This window comes from Streptomyces sp. NPDC037288, assembly GCF_055603265.1.
In genome coordinates this window covers 332,071-348,849 of sequence record NZ_JBVJVY010000003.1, presented here as the reverse complement: position 1 = coordinate 348,849, position 16,779 = coordinate 332,071, and the positions used below count along the sequence as shown (strand labels likewise).

At 72.0% G+C, this 16,779-nt stretch carries 14 protein-coding genes and 1 rRNA gene; 8 read left to right on the top strand and 7 right to left on the bottom strand.

What is annotated here, in order from left to right; genetic code table 11:
- Nucleotides 1-157: 157 nt before the first annotated feature.
- Nucleotides 158-274: ribosomal RNA gene (gene rrf, locus ACZ7GZ_RS05665) — 5S ribosomal RNA — on the top strand.
- Nucleotides 275-377: 103 nt separating this feature from the next.
- Here rrf and ACZ7GZ_RS05660 read toward each other — a convergent pair.
- The 5 genes from ACZ7GZ_RS05660 to ACZ7GZ_RS05640 are packed head-to-tail and all read right to left on the bottom strand — an operon-like array spanning nucleotide 378 to nucleotide 6,024.
- Nucleotides 378-1,688, bottom strand: a complete 1,311-nt coding sequence (locus tag ACZ7GZ_RS05660) for a DUF58 domain-containing protein (protein WP_471021229.1) — start codon at nucleotides 1,686-1,688, stop codon at nucleotides 378-380.
- Nucleotides 1,688-2,677: an AAA family ATPase gene (locus ACZ7GZ_RS05655; protein WP_471021257.1), complete on the bottom strand. Its 990-nt coding sequence runs from the start codon at nucleotides 2,675-2,677 to the stop codon at nucleotides 1,688-1,690. The genes ACZ7GZ_RS05660 and ACZ7GZ_RS05655 overlap by 1 nt, the downstream gene beginning before the upstream one ends.
- The gene (locus ACZ7GZ_RS05650) at nucleotides 2,677-3,873 is read right to left on the bottom strand and encodes a DUF4350 domain-containing protein (protein ID WP_471021227.1); all 1,197 of its coding nucleotides are present in this window, start codon (nucleotides 3,871-3,873) and stop codon (nucleotides 2,677-2,679) included. Before ACZ7GZ_RS05650 ends, ACZ7GZ_RS05655 begins: the two co-directional genes overlap by 1 nt.
- The gene (locus tag ACZ7GZ_RS05645; protein WP_471021225.1) at nucleotides 3,870-4,649 is read right to left on the bottom strand and encodes a DUF4129 domain-containing protein; all 780 of its coding nucleotides are present in this window, start codon (nucleotides 4,647-4,649) and stop codon (nucleotides 3,870-3,872) included. Before ACZ7GZ_RS05645 ends, ACZ7GZ_RS05650 begins: the two co-directional genes overlap by 4 nt.
- A 4-nt stretch (nucleotides 4,650-4,653) precedes the next feature.
- Nucleotides 4,654-6,024: a glycerophosphoryl diester phosphodiesterase membrane domain-containing protein gene (locus ACZ7GZ_RS05640; RefSeq protein WP_471021224.1), complete on the bottom strand. Its 1,371-nt coding sequence runs from the start codon at nucleotides 6,022-6,024 to the stop codon at nucleotides 4,654-4,656.
- Between the two features lie 140 nt (nucleotides 6,025-6,164).
- Between ACZ7GZ_RS05640 and mtnA the strand changes: the two genes are divergently transcribed.
- The 7 genes from mtnA (at nucleotide 6,165) to ACZ7GZ_RS05605 (ending at nucleotide 14,875) form a co-directional block, all read left to right on the top strand.
- Nucleotides 6,165-7,307, top strand: a complete 1,143-nt coding sequence (gene mtnA, locus ACZ7GZ_RS05635; protein WP_471021222.1) for an S-methyl-5-thioribose-1-phosphate isomerase — start codon at nucleotides 6,165-6,167, stop codon at nucleotides 7,305-7,307.
- Nucleotides 7,308-7,311: 4 nt separating this feature from the next.
- Nucleotides 7,312-8,001, top strand: coding sequence for a two-component system response regulator MtrA (gene mtrA / locus ACZ7GZ_RS05630; RefSeq protein ID WP_187279108.1), 690 nt, complete (start codon nucleotides 7,312-7,314; stop codon nucleotides 7,999-8,001).
- 1 nt (nucleotide 8,002) lies between these two features.
- Entirely contained in the window at nucleotides 8,003-10,108 is a 2,106-nt protein-coding gene (mtrB, locus tag ACZ7GZ_RS05625; RefSeq protein WP_471021220.1) for an MtrAB system histidine kinase MtrB, read from the top strand.
- Nucleotides 10,098-11,936, top strand: coding sequence for an LpqB family beta-propeller domain-containing protein (locus tag ACZ7GZ_RS05620; RefSeq protein ID WP_471021219.1), 1,839 nt, complete (start codon nucleotides 10,098-10,100; stop codon nucleotides 11,934-11,936). Before mtrB ends, ACZ7GZ_RS05620 begins: the two co-directional genes overlap by 11 nt.
- Nucleotides 11,937-12,062: 126 nt before the next feature.
- Entirely contained in the window at nucleotides 12,063-12,911 is an 849-nt protein-coding gene (locus tag ACZ7GZ_RS05615; RefSeq protein ID WP_471021218.1) for a ComF family protein, read from the top strand.
- Nucleotides 12,912-13,234: 323 nt separating this feature from the next.
- A complete protein-coding gene (gene hpf / locus ACZ7GZ_RS05610) occupies nucleotides 13,235-13,927 on the top strand; it encodes a ribosome hibernation-promoting factor, HPF/YfiA family (protein ID WP_471021217.1) in 693 nt (230 codons plus the stop codon).
- Nucleotides 13,928-14,128: 201 nt separating this feature from the next.
- Nucleotides 14,129-14,875, top strand: coding sequence for a response regulator transcription factor (locus ACZ7GZ_RS05605; protein WP_351249899.1), 747 nt, complete (start codon nucleotides 14,129-14,131; stop codon nucleotides 14,873-14,875).
- A gap of 10 nt (nucleotides 14,876-14,885) precedes the next feature.
- On the opposite strand, the gene ACZ7GZ_RS05600 is transcribed toward ACZ7GZ_RS05605, so the two are convergent.
- Together ACZ7GZ_RS05600 and ACZ7GZ_RS05595 are read right to left on the bottom strand one after the other, a co-directional pair.
- Nucleotides 14,886-16,088 carry a winged helix-turn-helix domain-containing protein gene (locus ACZ7GZ_RS05600; protein WP_471021215.1) on the bottom strand — a complete coding sequence of 401 codons (1,203 nt, stop codon included), beginning with the start codon at nucleotides 16,086-16,088 and terminating at the stop codon, nucleotides 14,886-14,888.
- A gap of 52 nt (nucleotides 16,089-16,140) precedes the next feature.
- A complete protein-coding gene (locus tag ACZ7GZ_RS05595) occupies nucleotides 16,141-16,710 on the bottom strand; it encodes a GNAT family N-acetyltransferase (RefSeq protein WP_471021214.1) in 570 nt (189 codons plus the stop codon).
- Nucleotides 16,711-16,779 lie beyond the last annotated feature (69 nt).

Below are 16,779 nucleotides of genomic sequence, written 5' to 3'. Positions count from 1 at the left end.
GTTGATAGGCCGGATCTGGAAGCACGGTAACGTGTGGAGGTGACCGGTACTAATAGGCCGAGGGCTTGTCCTCAGTTGCTCGCGTCCACTGTGTTGGTTCTGAAACCACGAACAGCCCCATGTGCCACACATGGTCCGGTTGTCAGTTTCATAGTGTTTCGGTGGTCATAGCGTGAGGGAAACGCCCGGTTACATTCCGAACCCGGAAGCTAAGCCTCACAGCGCCGATGGTACTGCAGGGGGGACCCTGTGGGAGAGTAGGACACCGCCGAACAAATCTTGAGAAACCCCCGCACCGTCATGGTGCGGGGGTTTTCTGTTTTCAGGGCGCATGCCGACGCAGCCCGAAGGGCGGCGGAGCCGGAGCGGACCAGAGGTCAGAGCCGGCCTGCCGCCTTCAGAGCCAGGTATGCGTCCGCCAGGGCCGGCGCAAGATCTTCCGGCGTCGCGTCCACGACCGTCACTCCATGTCGCCGTAGCTGCTCGGCGGTGCGCTGACGTTCGCTCTGGGCCTGGGCCGCTGCCGCGGCTTCGTACACTGCCTCCGCGTTCCCCCGGGCCTCGGCCATGCGCGCGATGTGCGGGTCGGCGACCGAGGCGACCAGAAGAGTGTGCCGTTGAGCGAGCTGGGGGAGTACGGGAAGCAGCCCCTGTTCCACCGGGGCCGCGTCGAGCGTCGTGAGCAGCACGATCAGGGAACGGCGGGGCGCCGTACGCAGAGCCGCCGCGGTGAGCCCGCGGGCGTCGGTCTCGACGAGTTCCGGTTCCAGCGAGGCCATCGCGCTTACCAGGCCCGGCAGCACGTCTCCCGCCGAACGGCCCTGGACGAGGGCGCGTACGCGGCGGTCGTAGGCCAGGAGAGCCACGCGGTCGCCGGCTCGGCAGGCCAGTGCCGCGAGGAGGAGTGCCGCGTCCATGGAGGCGTCGAGGCGTGGTGCGTCGCCCACCCGGCCGGCCGAGGTGCGGCCGGTGTCGAGGACGAGCAGGATGTGCCGGTCGCGTTCCGGGCGCCAGGTGCGGACGGCGACGAGAGACTGGCGGGCCGTGGCGCGCCAGTCGATCGAGCGGGTGTCGTCTCCGGGGACGTACTCGCGCAGGCTGTCGAACTCCGTTCCCTCACCGCGTGTCAGCACGCTGGTGCGGCCGTCGAGTTCACGCAATCGGGCGAGTTTCGACGGGAGATGCTTTCGGCTGGTGAACGGGGGCAGGACTCGTACCGACCAGGGCAGTCTGTGGGCGCCTTGGCGGGAGAACAGGCCGAGGGGGCCGTAGGAGCGGATCGTCACGCGGTCGGCCCGGCGGTTGCCGCGGCGGGTGGGCCGCAGTCTGGTCGTCACCCGCCTGCGTTCGCCAGGCGGGATGGTCAGACGGTGACGGGACGCCTCGGTTTCGGTGCCGGGCTGCCAGCTGCTGGGCGGCCAGGCGTCCCGCAGCTGTGCCCGCAGGGGGCGGCGAGAGGGGTTGGTGATCGTGAGCGTGACGTCGGCGGTCTCGCCGAGACGGGTGGAGGTGTCGCCGGAACGGGACAGGACGAGCCGTCGTACGGGGGCGGCGAGCGCGTAGTCGCAGGCGCAGGCGAGGGCCAGCGGGCCGTTGACCGCGAGGATTCCCGTCCAGCCGGGTTCCAGGATGCCGACGGGAATGGAGCCGAGGGCCGCCAGGAAGGCGGCGCGGCCGGTGAGGGCCATCAGCGGGGGACCGGGACGTGGGCGAGGATGGCGTTGATGACGGAGTCGGCTGTCACGCCTTCCATCTCCGCCTCGGGGCGCAGCTGGACGCGGTGGCGCAGGGCGGGCAGGGCGAGGGCCTTGACGTCGTCGGGGATGACGTAGTCGCGGCCCGTCAGCCAGGCCCAGGCGCGCGAGGCGGCCAGGAGGGCGGTGGCACCGCGCGGGGAGACGCCGAGGGTGAGGGAGGGCGACTCGCGGGTGGCGCGGCAGATGTCCACGACATAGGCGGTGATCTCGGGGGACACGGTCGTCTTGGCGACGGCGGCGCGGGCGGCTTCCAGCTCGGCGGGGCCGGCGACGGGGCGTACGCCGGCGGCGCGCAGGTCGCGTGGGTTGAAGCCCGAGGCGTGGCGGGTCAGGACGTCGATCTCGTCCTGCCGGGAGGGCAGAGGGACCGTCAGTTTGAGGAGGAAGCGGTCCAGTTGGGCTTCGGGGAGGGGGTAGGTGCCCTCGTACTCGACCGGGTTCTGTGTCGCGGCGACCAGGAACGGTTCGGGGAGCGGGCGGGGGGTGCCGTCGACCGTCACCTGCCGTTCCTCCATGGCTTCGAGGAGGGAGGACTGGGTCTTGGGTGGGGTGCGGTTGATTTCGTCCGCGAGGAGGAGGTTGGTGAAGACCGGGCCTTCCTGGAAGGAGAACTCGGCGGTGCGGGTGTCGTAGACGAGGGAGCCGGTGACGTCGCTCGGCATCAGGTCCGGGGTGAACTGGACGCGCTTGGTGTCGAGTTCGAGGGCGGAAGCGAGGGCGCGGACGAGCAACGTCTTGGCGACTCCGGGGACTCCTTCGAGGAGAACGTGTCCGCGGCAGAGGAGGGCGACGACGAGGCCGGTCACAGCGGGGTCCTGGCCGACCACGGCTTTGGCGATCTCGGCGCGCAGGGCTTCCAGGGAGGCTCGGGCGGTGCCCGCGTCCCCGGTGGTCCCGGCGTTGTCAGTGGTCGGGTCCATCATGAACGGCGTACCTCTCTTTCGAGGGCGTCGAGTTGGTCGGTCAGTGTGATGAGGGCCGCGTCGTCGTCGGGCGGCGGTCCGAAGAGGAGGGACTGCAGGGCCCGTCCGTCGCCGGAGAGGTGGGCGGACAGGGCGGGGAGCAGGGCCTCGGGCGTGTGCGCCCGGGTGACGGGGACGCCGACGAGGGGGGCGAGGCGGGTGCGTGTGGTGGAGCGAAGAGCGGCTGCGGCGCGGTCGCGGGCGTTGGCCCTGCGGTAGAGGCGGGCGCGGCCTTCGGTGGTCTCGGAGGCGCGGATCGCGACTGGGAGTTGCTCGGGGACGAGGGGACCGAAGCGGCGTGCCCGCCAGAAGGCGGCGAGGACCGCTGCGACGAACAGTTGCAGGATGCCCCAGAGCCAGCCCGAGGGGAGCAGGTCGAGGAAGTCCTTGCGGTCGCCGGTGTCGGTGGCCGAGGCGTCGGAGAGCGAGGGGAGGTACCAGACCAGATGGGGGCGGGAGCCGAGGAGCTGGAGGGCGAGCGAGGCGTTGCCCTGCTTGTCGAGGCGGTCGTTGTAGAGGATGTCGGGGGCGCCGAGCACGACGGTGTCACCGCCCCCGGATGCCTCGGGAATGCGGAGCAGGGTGGCGAGGCGTGCGCTGAAGTAGCAGGAGTCGGCGTCGAGGTGGGTGGTGGTGTAGCGGATGCCGCCGGTGTCGGCGCTGCCCGCGCGCCGGGCTTCGGGCAGGGTGCAGTCGGGGGTGAGGGTCGTGCCGGTGCTGGTGGCGGGGTCCGCGGTCACTCCCGGAGCCAGTCGCTGCACGGACGAGCTGCCGGCCGCGACGAGGACGGTGCGTCCGCCGGCGGCCGCGGTGGCCTTGCGCAGCTGGTCCTGTTGACGGGCGGTCAGCAGGTCGGGTACGGCGACCAGGAGTGTGGTGTCGGGCGCCGCGGCGGCGCGTGCCGCGCCGAGTGCGGTGACCACGCGCGTGGAGACGCCCCGGTCGGTGAGCAGTTGGGCGACGGCGCGGCTGCCGTAGGGGTCGGCGGAGCGCGGGTCCAGTTCGCCGTGCCGGGCGGTGGAGTGCACGGCCGCCAGGGCGACCGCTCCGGCCAGGATCAGTACGACGGCGAGCGCGATGCCTCGTGTCCGCGTCCACACCTGGCGGACGGTGGGCGCGGTGGAGGTCGTCGGCAGCGTGGCCTCGGCGGTCACTCGGCGGCCCCCTGGTGGGTGCTGTGGGCCGTGCTGGCGGTGCTGTGGGCGAGGGCGGGCCTGGTGCGTTCCAGGTCACGGTCGAGTTCGGCGATGCGCAGGTACGACTGTTCACCTGCCCGGCGTCCGCCGTATGTCACGTCGTCGAACTCGCGGGACGCGGCGCGCAGCCGGTCGGTGTGCGCCGGCAGTGTGCGGCCGGCCTCGGCGGCTGCTTCGTCGGCGGTGCGGCCGGGACGGACGTCGAGGAGGGTCCGTTCCTCCAGGGAGCGGACGATGGCCCGCATGCGTTCCTGCACGGCCTGGTTCCAGTGGCCCTGGGCGGCGTGCGCCTCGCTGGCCGCGCGGTGTTCGGCGGCGCTGCGGGGGCGGTCGTCGAACAGGACGGCGGCGGAGGTGGGCTGTCGGCGCGGGGTGCCGAGGCGCCACCACAGGGCGGCCAGGACGGCGACGACGAACAGGACGACCACGATCAGGCCGATCGTGCCGCCGGGTGTTGCCGAGGCTGCCGAGTCGAACAGCCGGCCGAGCCAGTGCCAGAACGCGTTCAGTGCGCGCTGGAACAGTCCGGGGTCGTTCTCGTGGTACATCCGCTTGGACAGCTCGCGGCGGGCCGCATCCCGGGCGGGGTCACGCGGGATGGTCACGGGCGGCTCGTCTCCCGAGCCGTCGGCTGCGCGGCTGGCCGTGGCGGCAGCGCGCAGCAGGCCTCGTACGACTGTTTCACCGGTGCCGGACGAGGCCGCCGCCGTGAGCACTCCCCCCGTGGGACTCACCGCATCAGCTCCCCGGGACGGGACCGGGGGCGCCGGTGCCGGAGGTCTGGACGCCGGCGGCGCGGGCCAGTTCGAGGTCGAGGGCCTCGCGGCGGATGCGCTGGTCGATGTAGAGGAGCACGGTGACGCCCGCGCTGATCGGCAGGGTGAGTGCGCTGCCGATCAGGGTGCCGATTCCCTGGATGATCAGGGTCGTCCAGCCGGGGTGTCCGCCGCCGGTGGCGAGCAGGTCGTTGATGCCGTCGCCGCTGACGGCGGCCCCGATGACGGTGAAGGGGATGGCGACGAGTGCCTGCACGATCCTGACGATGAGCCCGGTGAGCAGCAGGATGCCGAACGTGCGCCACCAGGAGCCGCGTACCAGCTTCGCGGAGCGGCTCATGGCCTTCACGATGCTCTGCCGTTCCAGCATCAGGGCGGGAGTGGACAGACAGAAGCGGATCACCAGCCACGTCGTGACGACGGCGGCTCCGAGGAGGCCCAGGACCAGCAGGCCCGCTCCCGCGACGACGTCGTCACCGAGGAGCACGACGAGAATGCCGGGCAGCGCCCCGGCGCCCATGACGCCGGCGACGATCAGTCCCAGCAGGAGGATCAGGCCGAACAGCCTCGGCAGTTGCGGACGGGCGTCGCGCCAGGCCTCGCCGATGGCGACCGGCTTGCCGAGGACGGCGCGGCTGGTGATGGTCGTCAGCAGGGCCGTCGCGATGATCACGGCGATCGTGGAGATCAACGCGACGATGCCGGTGCCGATCATGACGTCGGGCAGGGCGCGGAACACGTCGTCGGGGCTGGCGTCTCGGCTGCCCAGCTGCACCTGTGCGACGGCGTCGTTCAGGACGAGGCCCTGCATGAGGACGAGGCTGGTTGTCGTGAACAGAGCGACCGCGAGCGAGATGCCGAGCACCGTGCGCCAGTAGGCGCGCATGGTGGAGACGGCGCCGTCGAGGATCTCGCCGACGCCGAGTGGGCGCAGCGGGATGACACCGGGCTTGGCGGCGGGCGGGGGACCGCCCCAGCCGCCGCCCCAAGCTCCGTAGCCGCCGGGGGTGCCGTAGCCGCTGTAGCCGGCGGGCGGGCCTGCGTAGCCGCCGGGGCCCGGGCCCATGGGCGGCCGGCCGTCCCAGCCCGGGCCGGGCGGCGGGGGCGGAGGGGTGCGGTTCGGGCTGGGGGCACCGGTGGGCGCGGACCACTGGCCGGGTGGCGGCTGCTCCTTGGACCACTTCACGCCCGGGCCCTGCGCGTTCGCATCCTGCGGTGCGGGTGGGGTGTCGCCGGGGCGGTCGGCAGGCTCGGCGGGACCGGACGCGCCGGGTTCCCGCCCCTGGGACGACGGGGCGGATCCGGGCGAGGCCCAGCCCGGAGTGTCTGTCATCGAAGCTCCTTCTCGGTGCCCGTCCGCGGTCGCGGCGGCAGGTTGGCAGCCATCGTGCCATGGGGTGGTCACCGGGGGACCGGCCGCGGTAGGCGCCGGATCCCTTCAATTGTCCGCCGGATCCGGGGCAGACTGACCGCATGGCTGATCAGCAGGCGCGAACCGACGGGGACAAGCGGCCGACCGAGATACCTGCGATCCGATGGGAGGAACCACCCGAAGGCCCTGTGCTGGTCCTTCTCGATCAGACGCGGCTGCCGGCCGAGGAGGTCGAGCTGGTGTGCACGGACGCGTCGGCGCTGGTGGAGGCGATCCGTTCGCTCTCCGTGCGCGGGGCGCCGCTGCTGGGGATCGCGGGCGCGTACGGTGTCGCGCTCGCCGCCGCGCGCGGCTTCGACGTGGCCGAGGCGGCACAGGCGCTCGAGGGCGCCCGTCCCACCGCGGTGAACCTGTCCGTCGGCGTGCGCCGGGCCCGGGCCGCGCATCAGGCGGCGCTGGCGAAGACCGGGGATCCCACGGAGGCGGCCGGGGCGGCGCTGGCCGCGGCGCGGGCGCTGCACCGGGAGGACGCCGAGGCCAGCACCCGGATGGCGGCGCATGGTCTGGCGCTCCTGGACGAGCTGCTGCCCGGCGGCGGGCACCGGATCCTCACGCACTGCAACTCCGGTTCGCTGGTGTCGGGCGGTGAGGGCACGGCCTTCGCGGTGGCCCTGGCGGCGCACCGCGAGGGGCGGCTGCGGCGGCTGTGGGTGGACGAAACGCGTCCGTTGCTGCAAGGTGCTCGCCTGACGGCGTACGAAGCGGCCCGCAGTGGCATGGCGTACACCTTGCTCACCGACAGTGCGGCGGGTTCCCTGTTCGCGGCGGGCGAGGTGGACGCGGTGCTGGTCGGGGCGGACCGGATCGCGGTCGACGGCTCGGTGGCGAACAAGGTGGGGAGCTATCCGCTCGCTGTGCTGGCGCGCTACCACCACGTGCCGTTCATCGTGGTGGCGCCGGTGACGACGGTCGACCCGGACACTCCTGACGGTGCGTCCATCGAGGTCGAGCAGCGCGCCGGATTCGAAGTGACCGAGGTCACAGCACCCCTGGTGCCGGTGACAGGAGCAGGAGGCGGGATTCCGGTGGCACCCCTGGGGACCCAGGCGTACAACCCGGCGTTCGACGTGACGCCGCCCGAGCTGGTGACGGCGATCGTCACCGAGGAGGGAGCCGTTTCACCCGTGACGGCCGAGGCTCTTGCGGAGCTGTGTGCCAGGTCACGCCAGGTAACGATTAGCTAATGGGATGATGTCGTTTATGAAGGGACGAGTCCTTGTCGTCGACGACGACACCGCACTGGCCGAGATGCTCGGGATCGTGCTGCGTGGTGAAGGTTTTGAGCCGTCTTTCGTAGCCGACGGCGACAAGGCGCTGGCCGCTTTCCGGGAGAGCAAGCCCGATCTGGTGCTGCTCGACCTGATGCTGCCCGGGCGTGACGGCATCGAGGTGTGCAGGCTGATCCGGGCGGAGTCCGGGGTGCCGATCGTGATGCTCACGGCGAAGAGCGACACCGTCGACGTGGTCGTGGGCCTGGAATCGGGTGCCGACGACTACATCGTCAAGCCGTTCAAGCCGAAGGAGCTGGTCGCCCGGATCCGGGCGCGGCTGCGGCGCTCTGAGGAGCCGGCGCCGGAGCAGCTGACCATCGGTGACCTGGTCATCGACGTGGCCGGGCACTCGGTGAAGCGGGACGGGCAGTCGATCGCGCTGACCCCGTTGGAGTTCGACCTGCTGGTCGCGCTCGCCCGCAAGCCGTGGCAGGTGTTCACGCGTGAGGTGCTGCTCGAGCAGGTGTGGGGCTACCGGCACGCTGCCGACACGCGGCTCGTCAACGTGCACGTCCAGCGGCTGCGTTCCAAGGTCGAGAAGGACCCGGAGCGGCCGGAGATCGTGGTGACCGTCCGTGGTGTCGGTTACAAGGCCGGACCGAGCTGACATGTCCGGGGACAGCGCCGCTTCGGCTCCCGGCCGGTCCGGGGCCCGTCCGGGGCGGCCTGTCGGCCGGACGGCGGGTGCGCGGCTCAGGAGTCTCTTCGAGGGCGGACTGCTCGAGGGCGGGGTCCAGGGCAGCCCGGTCATCAGGCTGTTCCTGCGCTGGGTGCGCCGTCCGCTGCTGCCGGTGATGCGGCTGTGGCGGCGCAACATCCAGCTGCGGGTCGTCGCCACGACGCTGGTGATGTCGCTGGGCGTGGTCCTGCTGCTCGGCTTCGTCGTGATCGGGCAGGTGCGCAACGGCCTGCTGGACGCGAAGGTGAAGGCCTCGCAGAGCCAGGCCACGGGCGGCTTCGCGGTGGCCAAGCAGAGGGCCGACGAGGCGGCGAGTGCCGGTGCCGGCGCCGGCGCGGCTGCCGGGTCCGGAACCGCCGACGGCACGGCGACCGTGGACGGCCGGCAGTCGCAGAACGTCATCCAGTGGATGAGCGACCTCGTGGAGTCGCTGTCCAGCGGCGGCGCGGGCGCCTTCGACGTCGTCACGCTGCCCGTCGGTGACGACAGTGGTGGCGGGCGCAGCCCGCGCGGTTCCGGGAACGTCAACCCGACTTCCAGCGTGCCCGCGGACCTGCGCGACAGGGTCAACGGCGGTACGACGGCCGCCCAGAGCTACACGCGGATCGTCTACTCCAACGGCAAGGAGTCCCAGCCGGCGCTGGTCATCGGCAAGCAGGTAAGCGACCCGAACGGGCGGCCGTACGAGCTGTACTACCTCTTCCCGCTCACGCAGGAGGAGAAGTCGCTGAGCCTGGTCAAGGGCACGCTCGCGACCGCCGGGCTGTTCGTCGTCGTGCTGCTGGGCGCCATCGCCTGGCTGGTGGTGCGGCAGGTCGTCACGCCGGTGCGGATGGCGGCCGGGATCGCGGAGCGGCTGTCCGCCGGGCGGCTGCAGGAGCGGATGAAGGTCACCGGCGAGGACGACATCGCGCGTCTGGGTGAGGCCTTCAACAAGATGGCGCAGAACCTCCAGGTGAAGATCCAGCAGCTGGAGGACCTGTCGCGGATGCAGCGCCGGTTCGTGTCGGACGTTTCGCACGAGCTGCGTACCCCGCTGACGACCGTGCGTATGGCCGCCGACGTCATCCATGAGGCCCGCGAGGACTTCGACCCGGTGACCGCCCGGTCGGCCGAGCTGCTCGCCGACCAGCTGGACCGGTTCGAGTCGCTGCTCGCGGACCTGCTGGAGATCAGCCGCTTCGACGCGGGGGCGGCGGCGCTGGAGGCCGAGCCGATAGACCTCAGGGAGGTCGTGCGGCGCGTGGTCAGCGGCGCCGAGCCGCTCGCCGAGCGCAAGGGCACGCACATACGCGTGGTCGGTGACCAGCAGCCCGTCGTCGCGGAGGCCGACGCCCGCCGGGTGGAGCGCGTGCTGCGCAATCTCGTCGTCAACGCCGTCGAGCACGGCGAGGGCAAGGACGTCGTCGTCAAGCTCGCCGCGGCCGGTGGCGCGGTCGCCGTCGCGGTGCGCGACTACGGAGTGGGGCTCAAGCCGGGTGAGGCGACGCGCGTCTTCAGCCGTTTCTGGCGCGCGGACCCGGCACGCGCGCGTACCACCGGCGGTACGGGCCTGGGGCTGTCGATCGCCCTGGAGGACGCGCGGTTGCACGGCGGCTGGCTGCAGGCCTGGGGTGAGCCGGGCGGCGGCTCCCAGTTCCGGCTGACACTGCCCCGGACCGCGGACGAGCCTCTGCGAGGATCGCCGATACCGCTGGAGCCGAAGGACTCGCGTCGCAACCGCGGCCTCGACGAGGCCGGGCTGCCCGGGGGAGACGAGGAGAAGCGGGCGACCGTTCCGGTGCAGCAGGGTGGCGCCCAGGCGTCCGCGCTGCCGCCGCGCGCCCCGATCGCGCCCCGGCCGGTCGCCGCCGACCCGGCCGCGTTGCCCGGCAACGGCAGCGGCGCGCGCGTGGTGCCCCGGCCCGCCGGTGGCACGCAGCGCGCGGACGGCAACTGCGCCACACCTCCGGCGCCCGACACGGGCGCGGCCCGGCCGGATGCAGTCCAGGCGGAGGACTCGACCGAGCCAGGGGAGGCATTTCGTGGGCGCTGACCGCAAGGGGGGCGCCCGGCCCAGGCCGGGACGCGCGGTGGCGTACACCGCCTTGGGGGCCGTACTGCTGGCCGGGTGCGCCTCGATGCCCGACAGCGGGGATCTGCGGAACGTGGAGTCCACACCGCGGCAGGACACCCGGGTCCGGGTGTTCGCCATGCCGCCGGCCGAGGGCGCGGGGCCCGCTGAGATCATGCAGGGCTTCCTGGAGGCGCTGACCAGCGACGACCCGGACTACGACACGGCCCGCAGGTATCTGTCGTCAGACGCGGCGCGCCGCTGGCGGCCGGAGCAGTCGACGACGGTCCTCGCGGGCGGCCCGAGCATCGAGCCGGACTGCCGTGCGGGCGGCGGCACGGAACCGACCAGCAGCGTCACCTGTGTGCTGGCGGGCAGCCGGGTCGCGACCGTGGACGCGCAGCTGGCGTACGAGCCGGCCGGCGGTGACTACCGCAAGAAGGTCCACCTCACGCGGAGCCCCAAGGACGGCCAGTGGCGCATCGACGGGCTGCCCGACGGTGTCGTCATGGGCAAGTCGGACTTCCAGCGCAACTACACGTCCGTCGACAAGTACTACTTCGCCTCCGACACGGTGGTCGGGGCGACGGGGCAGCCGGTGGCGGTCGCCGACCCGGTGTTCGTGCGCAGCAAGGTGGACCCGATGACGCAGATGGTCCGCTCACTGGTCGGCGGTCCCAGCCGCTGGCTCGGGCCGGTCGTCCGGTCCAGCTTCCCGACGGGTACGGCCCTGCAGAAGGACGTGTCGGGGCTGGCGCCGGACGACCAGAACAAGCTGACGGTGCCGCTGAACCTCAAGGCGTCCCAGGTCGCGGCGCGCAAGTGCACCGAGATGGCGACGCAGGTGCTGTTCACGCTGCGGAACCTGGCGCCGACGCTGGAGTCCGTGGAGTTGCAGGGCGCCGGCGGGCACCGGCTGTGCGATCTGAGTGAGGAGCGCGCCGAGACCGTGGCGTGGCGGGGGTCGGCCAAGAGCCCCGAGGACCTGTACTTCCTCGACGGCAAGCACCGGCTGGTGCGGATACCGACGGGGAGCACGAGCACCAGCGCCGTTCCGGTGCCGGGTCCGCTGGGCGAGGGCGACAGGGCGCTCGATTCGGTGGCCGTGTCGCGGGACGAGCACACCGCGGCCGGCGTGGGCGACCAGGGCAGGTCGTTGTACGTGACGTCGCTGGCGTCGGGCGGTTCGCTCGGGGACGCGCTGGTGACCAGCCAGGGTCCGACCCCGGCCGACCGGCTGACGACGCCGAGCTGGGACGCCCGGGGTGACCTGTGGGTGGCCGACCGTGACCCGCACCGTCGGCGGCTGTACGTCATGGAGCAGGGCGTCGCAAAACCGCGGGAGGTCGCGATCCCGGGCCTGTCCGGCCAGATCCAGGATGTCCGGGTCGCCGCCGACGGGGTGCGGATCGCGCTCGTCGTGACGAAGGGCGACAAGCGGTCCCTGCTCATCGGCCGGATCCAGCGCGACGACGGGACCGGGCAGGGTACGTCGGTCGTCGAACTGCGCTCGGCCGCACCCGACTTGGAGCAGGTCGGCGCCCTGTCGTGGGCCGGGGACAGCAGGCTGCTCGTCGTCGGCCGGGAGCAGGGCGGCGTGCTGCAGATGCGGTACGTCCAGGTCGACGGCTCCACGCTCGACGGTCCGGCGCCGGGCGCGCTCACGGGCGTGAAGTCGATCGCCGCGTCCGAGGACGAGCGGGTGCCGCTGGTGGCCTACTCGGAGGACGACGGGATCGTACGGCTGCCGTCCGGGTCGCAGTGGCAGAAGGTGGACAAGGACGGGTCGGCACCGGTCTATCCGGGCTGACCACCGCCTTACGCACCGCCCGTTCCCCCGTGTGGGTGATGGGCGGTGCGCGGTTTTACGGGGTTGTCCACAGGGGGTTGTCCACAGGGGTGGCCGGGTGGCTTCGGCGTTGGCACAGTGGTGGACATGCGGGGGTGGTGGCGAGACCTCACCGACCTGGTGCTGCCGGCCGAGTGCGCGGGCTGCGGGGCACCTCGCACGGTGCTCTGCCCGCGCTGCCGGGCCGCGCTGTGCGGTCGCGCGCCGCGGCGGGTGCGGCCGGTGCCGGAGCCGGCCGGGCTGCCGGTGGTGCATGCGGCGGCTGCGTACGCGGAGGAGGTGCGCACGCTCCTCCTCGCCCACAAGGAGCGGGGCGCGCTGGCGCTCGCGGGAGAGCTGGGCGTCGCTCTGGCGGGGGCTGTGCGGGCGGGGCTCGCCGGGTGCGGTGCTGATGGCGGTGCCGGGGAGTCCGGGACCGTGCTGCTCGTCCCCGTGCCCTCCGCCCGGTGGGCCGTTCGGGCGCGCGGGCACGATCCGGTGCGGCGGATGGCGCTCGCGGCGGCCGGGGAGCTGCGACGCGCCGGGACGCCGGCCAGGGTGGCCGCCGTGCTGCGCCAGCGGCGTCCGGTGGCGGACCAGGCCGGGCTCGACGCACGGCGACGCCTCGCGAATCTCGCGGGCGCGCTGGAGGTGACGGCGGCCGGCGGCCGGCTGCTCGGCTCCGGACACGTCGTGCTCGTCGACGACCTGATCACGACGGGCGCCAGCCTCGCGGAGGCGGCACGGGCCGTCCGGGACGTGGCAGAGGAGCGAAGTCGAGTGAGAACGGCCGTGTACGGGGCCGTAACTCGGGAAGGAAGGGATGAACAACGGATCGGAGCACGGACGGAGCGCGACAAGTGGGTGCATGGTGCACCGGAAAAGGCGCCGCCGAACGCCCTCGGGCATGCGCTCCATGCAGCCGTGGTCGCCGCTCCGCGGGATTCTTTCGAATAAACAGGAACTGACCGCCGACCTGCGTCGTTGCAGGCTGTGAGACGGGTAATTCGCCTGAACGGAGGTACGCCGGAGTAGAGGGTGACGCCATCCGTCCGGGCGAGATATGTTCGGTTGTGAGGAAAGGCGCAGGCCACACCTCTCATATCGGAATGCCGTGCCACGGGTTTTCCGCAATCACCCGTGCCGGTGGGGTGGAGATCTCGTCCCTGGGGGAGGAGGAGGTGGAAGTCACCGAGTCCGAGGTCCGGTGGTCACCGGACCTGGTGCGAAAGGGAGATGCTCCGCCGAGCGAGCGGAGCGATCCGGGAACGGAGTTCTGCGTGGACATCGTCGTCAAAGGCCGCAAGACCGAGGTGCCCGAGCGGTTCCGCAAGCACGTGGCCGAGAAGCTGAAGCTGGAGAAGATCCAGAGGCTCGATGCCAAGGTGATCAGCCTCGACGTCGAGGTGTCCAAGGAGCCGAACCCCCGACAGGCCGACCGTTGCGATCGAGTGGAGATCACGCTCCGCTCCCGCGGTCCGGTGATCCGGGCGGAGGCAGCGGCCAGCGACCCGTACGCGGCACTCGACCTGGCGGCGGAGAAGCTGGACGCCCGACTGCGCAAGCAGCACGACAAGCGTTTCTCGCGCCGGGGGGCACGCCGGATCTCGGCGGCCGAGGTTGCCGACCACGTCCCGGGCGCGGCGACGCTGAACGGCACCGGCCTTCCCGTCCAGGAGGAAGAGACGGAGGGAGTGCCGACGAAGAAGATCGGCTCGCTGGAGATCAAGGGTGACGGCCCCCTCGTCGTCCGCGAGAAGACCCACGTCGCCTCCCCGATGAGCCTCGACCAGGCCCTCTACGAGATGGAGCTGGTCGGCCACGACTTCTACTTGTTCGTCGACGCGGAGACGAAGGAACCGAGCGTCGTCTACCGGCGGCACGCCTACGACTACGGCGTGATCCACCTCAGCACGGACCCGATGGTCGCCGAGGCGCAGGCCCCCGCGGCGGGTGGCACGCTGGGCGGCTGACATCCGGCCCAAATCGATCCGGTGCCCCTGGAAGCGCGTGTGCGCCCCCAGGGGCACCTGTGTGCGACCACTTCACGCCCCGCACGTCACCTCTGTGTCGCCCGGGCATGAAATCATGGCCGGACCGGCCCAACCGGTGGGCCGCTGCCTTGGGTTGGCGATGGCACAGGACCACGGGCCACAGCCTCAGGGGGAGGAACGATGGCGGACACCTTCGGACCGATGCGGGACGAGGACGGCGAGGAGGGTGTCAGCGGCATGCGACCGGACGCGGGCGCCCTGCGCGCGGAGCCGATCAGAGTCCTGGTCGTGGACGATCACGCCCTCTTCCGGCGCGGCCTGGAGATCGTGCTCGCGGCCGAGGAGGACATCCAGGTCGTCGGCGAGGCCGGCGACGGCGCCGAGGCCGTGGACAAGGCCGCCGACCTGCTGCCCGACATCGTGCTGATGGACGTCCGCATGCCCAAGCGCGGCGGGATCGAGGCCTGCACCTCCATCAAGGAGGTCGCCCCCAGCGCGAAGATCATCATGCTGACGATCAGCGACGAGGAGGCCGACCTCTACGACGCGATCAAGGCGGGCGCGACCGGATACCTCCTGAAAGAGATCTCCACGGACGAGGTGGCGACCGCCATTCGCGCGGTGGCCGACGGGCAGTCGCAGATCAGCCCGTCCATGGCGTCCAAGCTCCTCACCGAGTTCAAGTCGATGATCCAGCGCACCGACGAACGCCGGCTGGTGCCCGCGCCGCGGCTGACCGACCGGGAGCTGGAGGTCCTCAAGCTCGTCGCCACCGGGATGAACAACCGGGACATCGCCAAGGAACTGTTCATCTCGGAGAACACCGTGAAGAACCACGTCCGCAACATCCTGGAGAAGCTCCAGCTGCACTCCAGGATGGAAGCCGTGGTCTACGCGATGCGGGAGAAGATCCTCGAGATTCGTTAGCGGGGGTGGACTAGCCCAGGGCGCGGGCGAGTTCGCTCGTCAGGGCATCGCGCAGGCCGGGTGCCTCCACCCGCTCCACCCGGACGTCCGTGCAGTCCACCCAGGTCGCCGCCTCGATCAGGGCCTGGACGACCGCCGGGACCGCCTTCGGGCCGTCCAGGGTGACCTGCTTGGCCACCAGCGTGCGGCCCTCGCGGGCCGGGTCGACCCGCCCGACCAGCCGGCCGCCCGCGAGCACCGGCATCGCGAAGTAGCCGTAGACCCGCTTGGGCCTGGGCACGTACGCCTCCAGGCGGTGGGTGAAGCCGAAGATGCGCTCCGTGCGCGCCCGCTCCCAGACCAGCGAATCGAACGGCGACAGCAGCGTGGTCCGGTGACGCCCGCGCGGCGCCGTGGCAAGGGCCGCCGGGTCCGCCCAGGCCGGTTTTCCCCAGCCCTCGACCTCGACCGGCACCAGTCCCGAGTCGGCGATGACCGCGTCGACCTGCTCGCCCTTGAGGCGGTGGTAGTCGGCGATGTCCGCGCGCGTGCCGACGCCGAGGGACTCGCCGGCCAGCCGGACCAGGCGGCGCAGGCACTCGCCGTCGTCCAGCTCGTCGTGCAGCAGCGTGTCCGGGACGGCGCGCTCGGCCAGGTCGTACACCCGCTTCCAGCCGCGCCGCTCGACGCACACCACCTCGCCGTACATCAGCGCGCGCTCCACGGCGACCTTGGTGCCGGACCAGTCCCACCACTCGTTCGTCTTCTTCGCGCCGCCCAGCTCCGTGGAGGTCAGCGGGCCTTCCGCGCGCAGTTGCTTGATGACCTGGTCGTAGGCGCCCTCGGGCAGCTCGTGGTTCCAGTGCGGGCGGTCCCGGTAGGCGCGGCGGCGGAAGGCGAAGTGCGGCCACTCCTCGATGGGCAGGATGCACGCCGCGTGCGACCAGTACTCGAAGGCGTGCGGGCGCGCCGGCGACACGCCCGTGGACGCGCCCTTCCAGTAGGCGGCCTCCACCGCCTTGCGGCCGACCGCGCCGAGCCGGGCGTAGGGCACGAGCTCATGGGAGCGGGCGAGGACCGAGATCGTGTCGAGCTGGACCGCGCCGAGGTGGCGCAGCACCCCGCGGACTCCGGCCCGCCGGTCGGGCGCGCCGAGGAAGCCCTGGGCCCGCAGGGCGATTCGGCGGGCGTCGTCCGCGGTGAGGGTGGTGGTCGGGCGCGGCAGGGTCGTCATGCCCCGGACGATAGAGGGTGCCACTGACAGTCCCCGGTGACCTGCGGGTTCGCTAGACGCGCGCGGGCAGGTACGGTGCCGTGGACGGCAGGCCCAGGTCCGAGGGGAGCAGGGAGCCGACCCAGCAGTCCCGGCGTACTCCCTTGTTGTTGAGCGCGGAGCGCAGGGTGCCCTCGATGGTGAAACCCGCGCGTTCGGCCACCGCGCGGGATGCGCGGTTGCCGACCTCGGCACGCCACTCGATGCGGTCGACGCCGACCTCGGTGAAGATCCACCGGCAGGCGGTGAGCGTGGCCTCGCTGACGTACCCGTGGCCGCGATGCTCCTTGGCCGCCCAGAAGCCGACCTCCGCCACGCCGAGCGAGCGCATGGTGAGAGCGAGCATGCCGGCGAGTTCCCCGGCGGTGAGGAAGACGCCGAAGGTGAACATCGAGCCCTCTGCCCAGCCGTCGGGGACGAGCTGCTCGGTGAAGCCGCTCGCGTGCTCGGGCAGATACGGCGACGGCACGGTGGTCCAGCGCTGGATGTCGGGGTCCTGCACGGCGTCGTACACCGCCTGCGTGTCGTGCGGGCCTACCGTGCGCAGGACCAGGCGGTCCGTGGTGAGTGTGACGGGTTCCATCGGCCGATTGTGGTCGGCGGGACGCGGTCGGGCCATCGGTTTTCGCCATGCGTGAGCACGCGATCACAG

Excerpts from the sequence above, each read along its gene's own strand:
- ACZ7GZ_RS05660 (WP_471021229.1), bottom strand. The coding sequence starts at position 1,688 with ATGGCCCTCACCGGCCGCGCCGCCTTCCTGGCGGCCCTCGGCTCCATT.
- ACZ7GZ_RS05655 (WP_471021257.1), bottom strand. The coding sequence starts at position 2,677 with ATGGACCCGACCACTGACAACGCCGGGACCACCGGGGACGCGGGCACC.
- ACZ7GZ_RS05640 (WP_471021224.1), bottom strand. The coding sequence starts at position 6,024 with ATGACAGACACTCCGGGCTGGGCCTCGCCCGGATCCGCCCCGTCGTCC.
- mtnA (WP_471021222.1), top strand. The coding sequence starts at position 6,165 with ATGGCTGATCAGCAGGCGCGAACCGACGGGGACAAGCGGCCGACCGAG.
- mtrA (WP_187279108.1), top strand. The coding sequence starts at position 7,312 with ATGATGTCGTTTATGAAGGGACGAGTCCTTGTCGTCGACGACGACACC.
- mtrB (WP_471021220.1), top strand. The coding sequence starts at position 8,003 with ATGTCCGGGGACAGCGCCGCTTCGGCTCCCGGCCGGTCCGGGGCCCGT.
- ACZ7GZ_RS05615 (WP_471021218.1), top strand. The coding sequence starts at position 12,063 with ATGCGGGGGTGGTGGCGAGACCTCACCGACCTGGTGCTGCCGGCCGAG.
- ACZ7GZ_RS05605 (WP_351249899.1), top strand. The coding sequence starts at position 14,129 with ATGGCGGACACCTTCGGACCGATGCGGGACGAGGACGGCGAGGAGGGT.
- ACZ7GZ_RS05600 (WP_471021215.1), bottom strand. The coding sequence starts at position 16,088 with ATGACGACCCTGCCGCGCCCGACCACCACCCTCACCGCGGACGACGCC.
- ACZ7GZ_RS05595 (WP_471021214.1), bottom strand. The coding sequence starts at position 16,710 with ATGGAACCCGTCACACTCACCACGGACCGCCTGGTCCTGCGCACGGTA.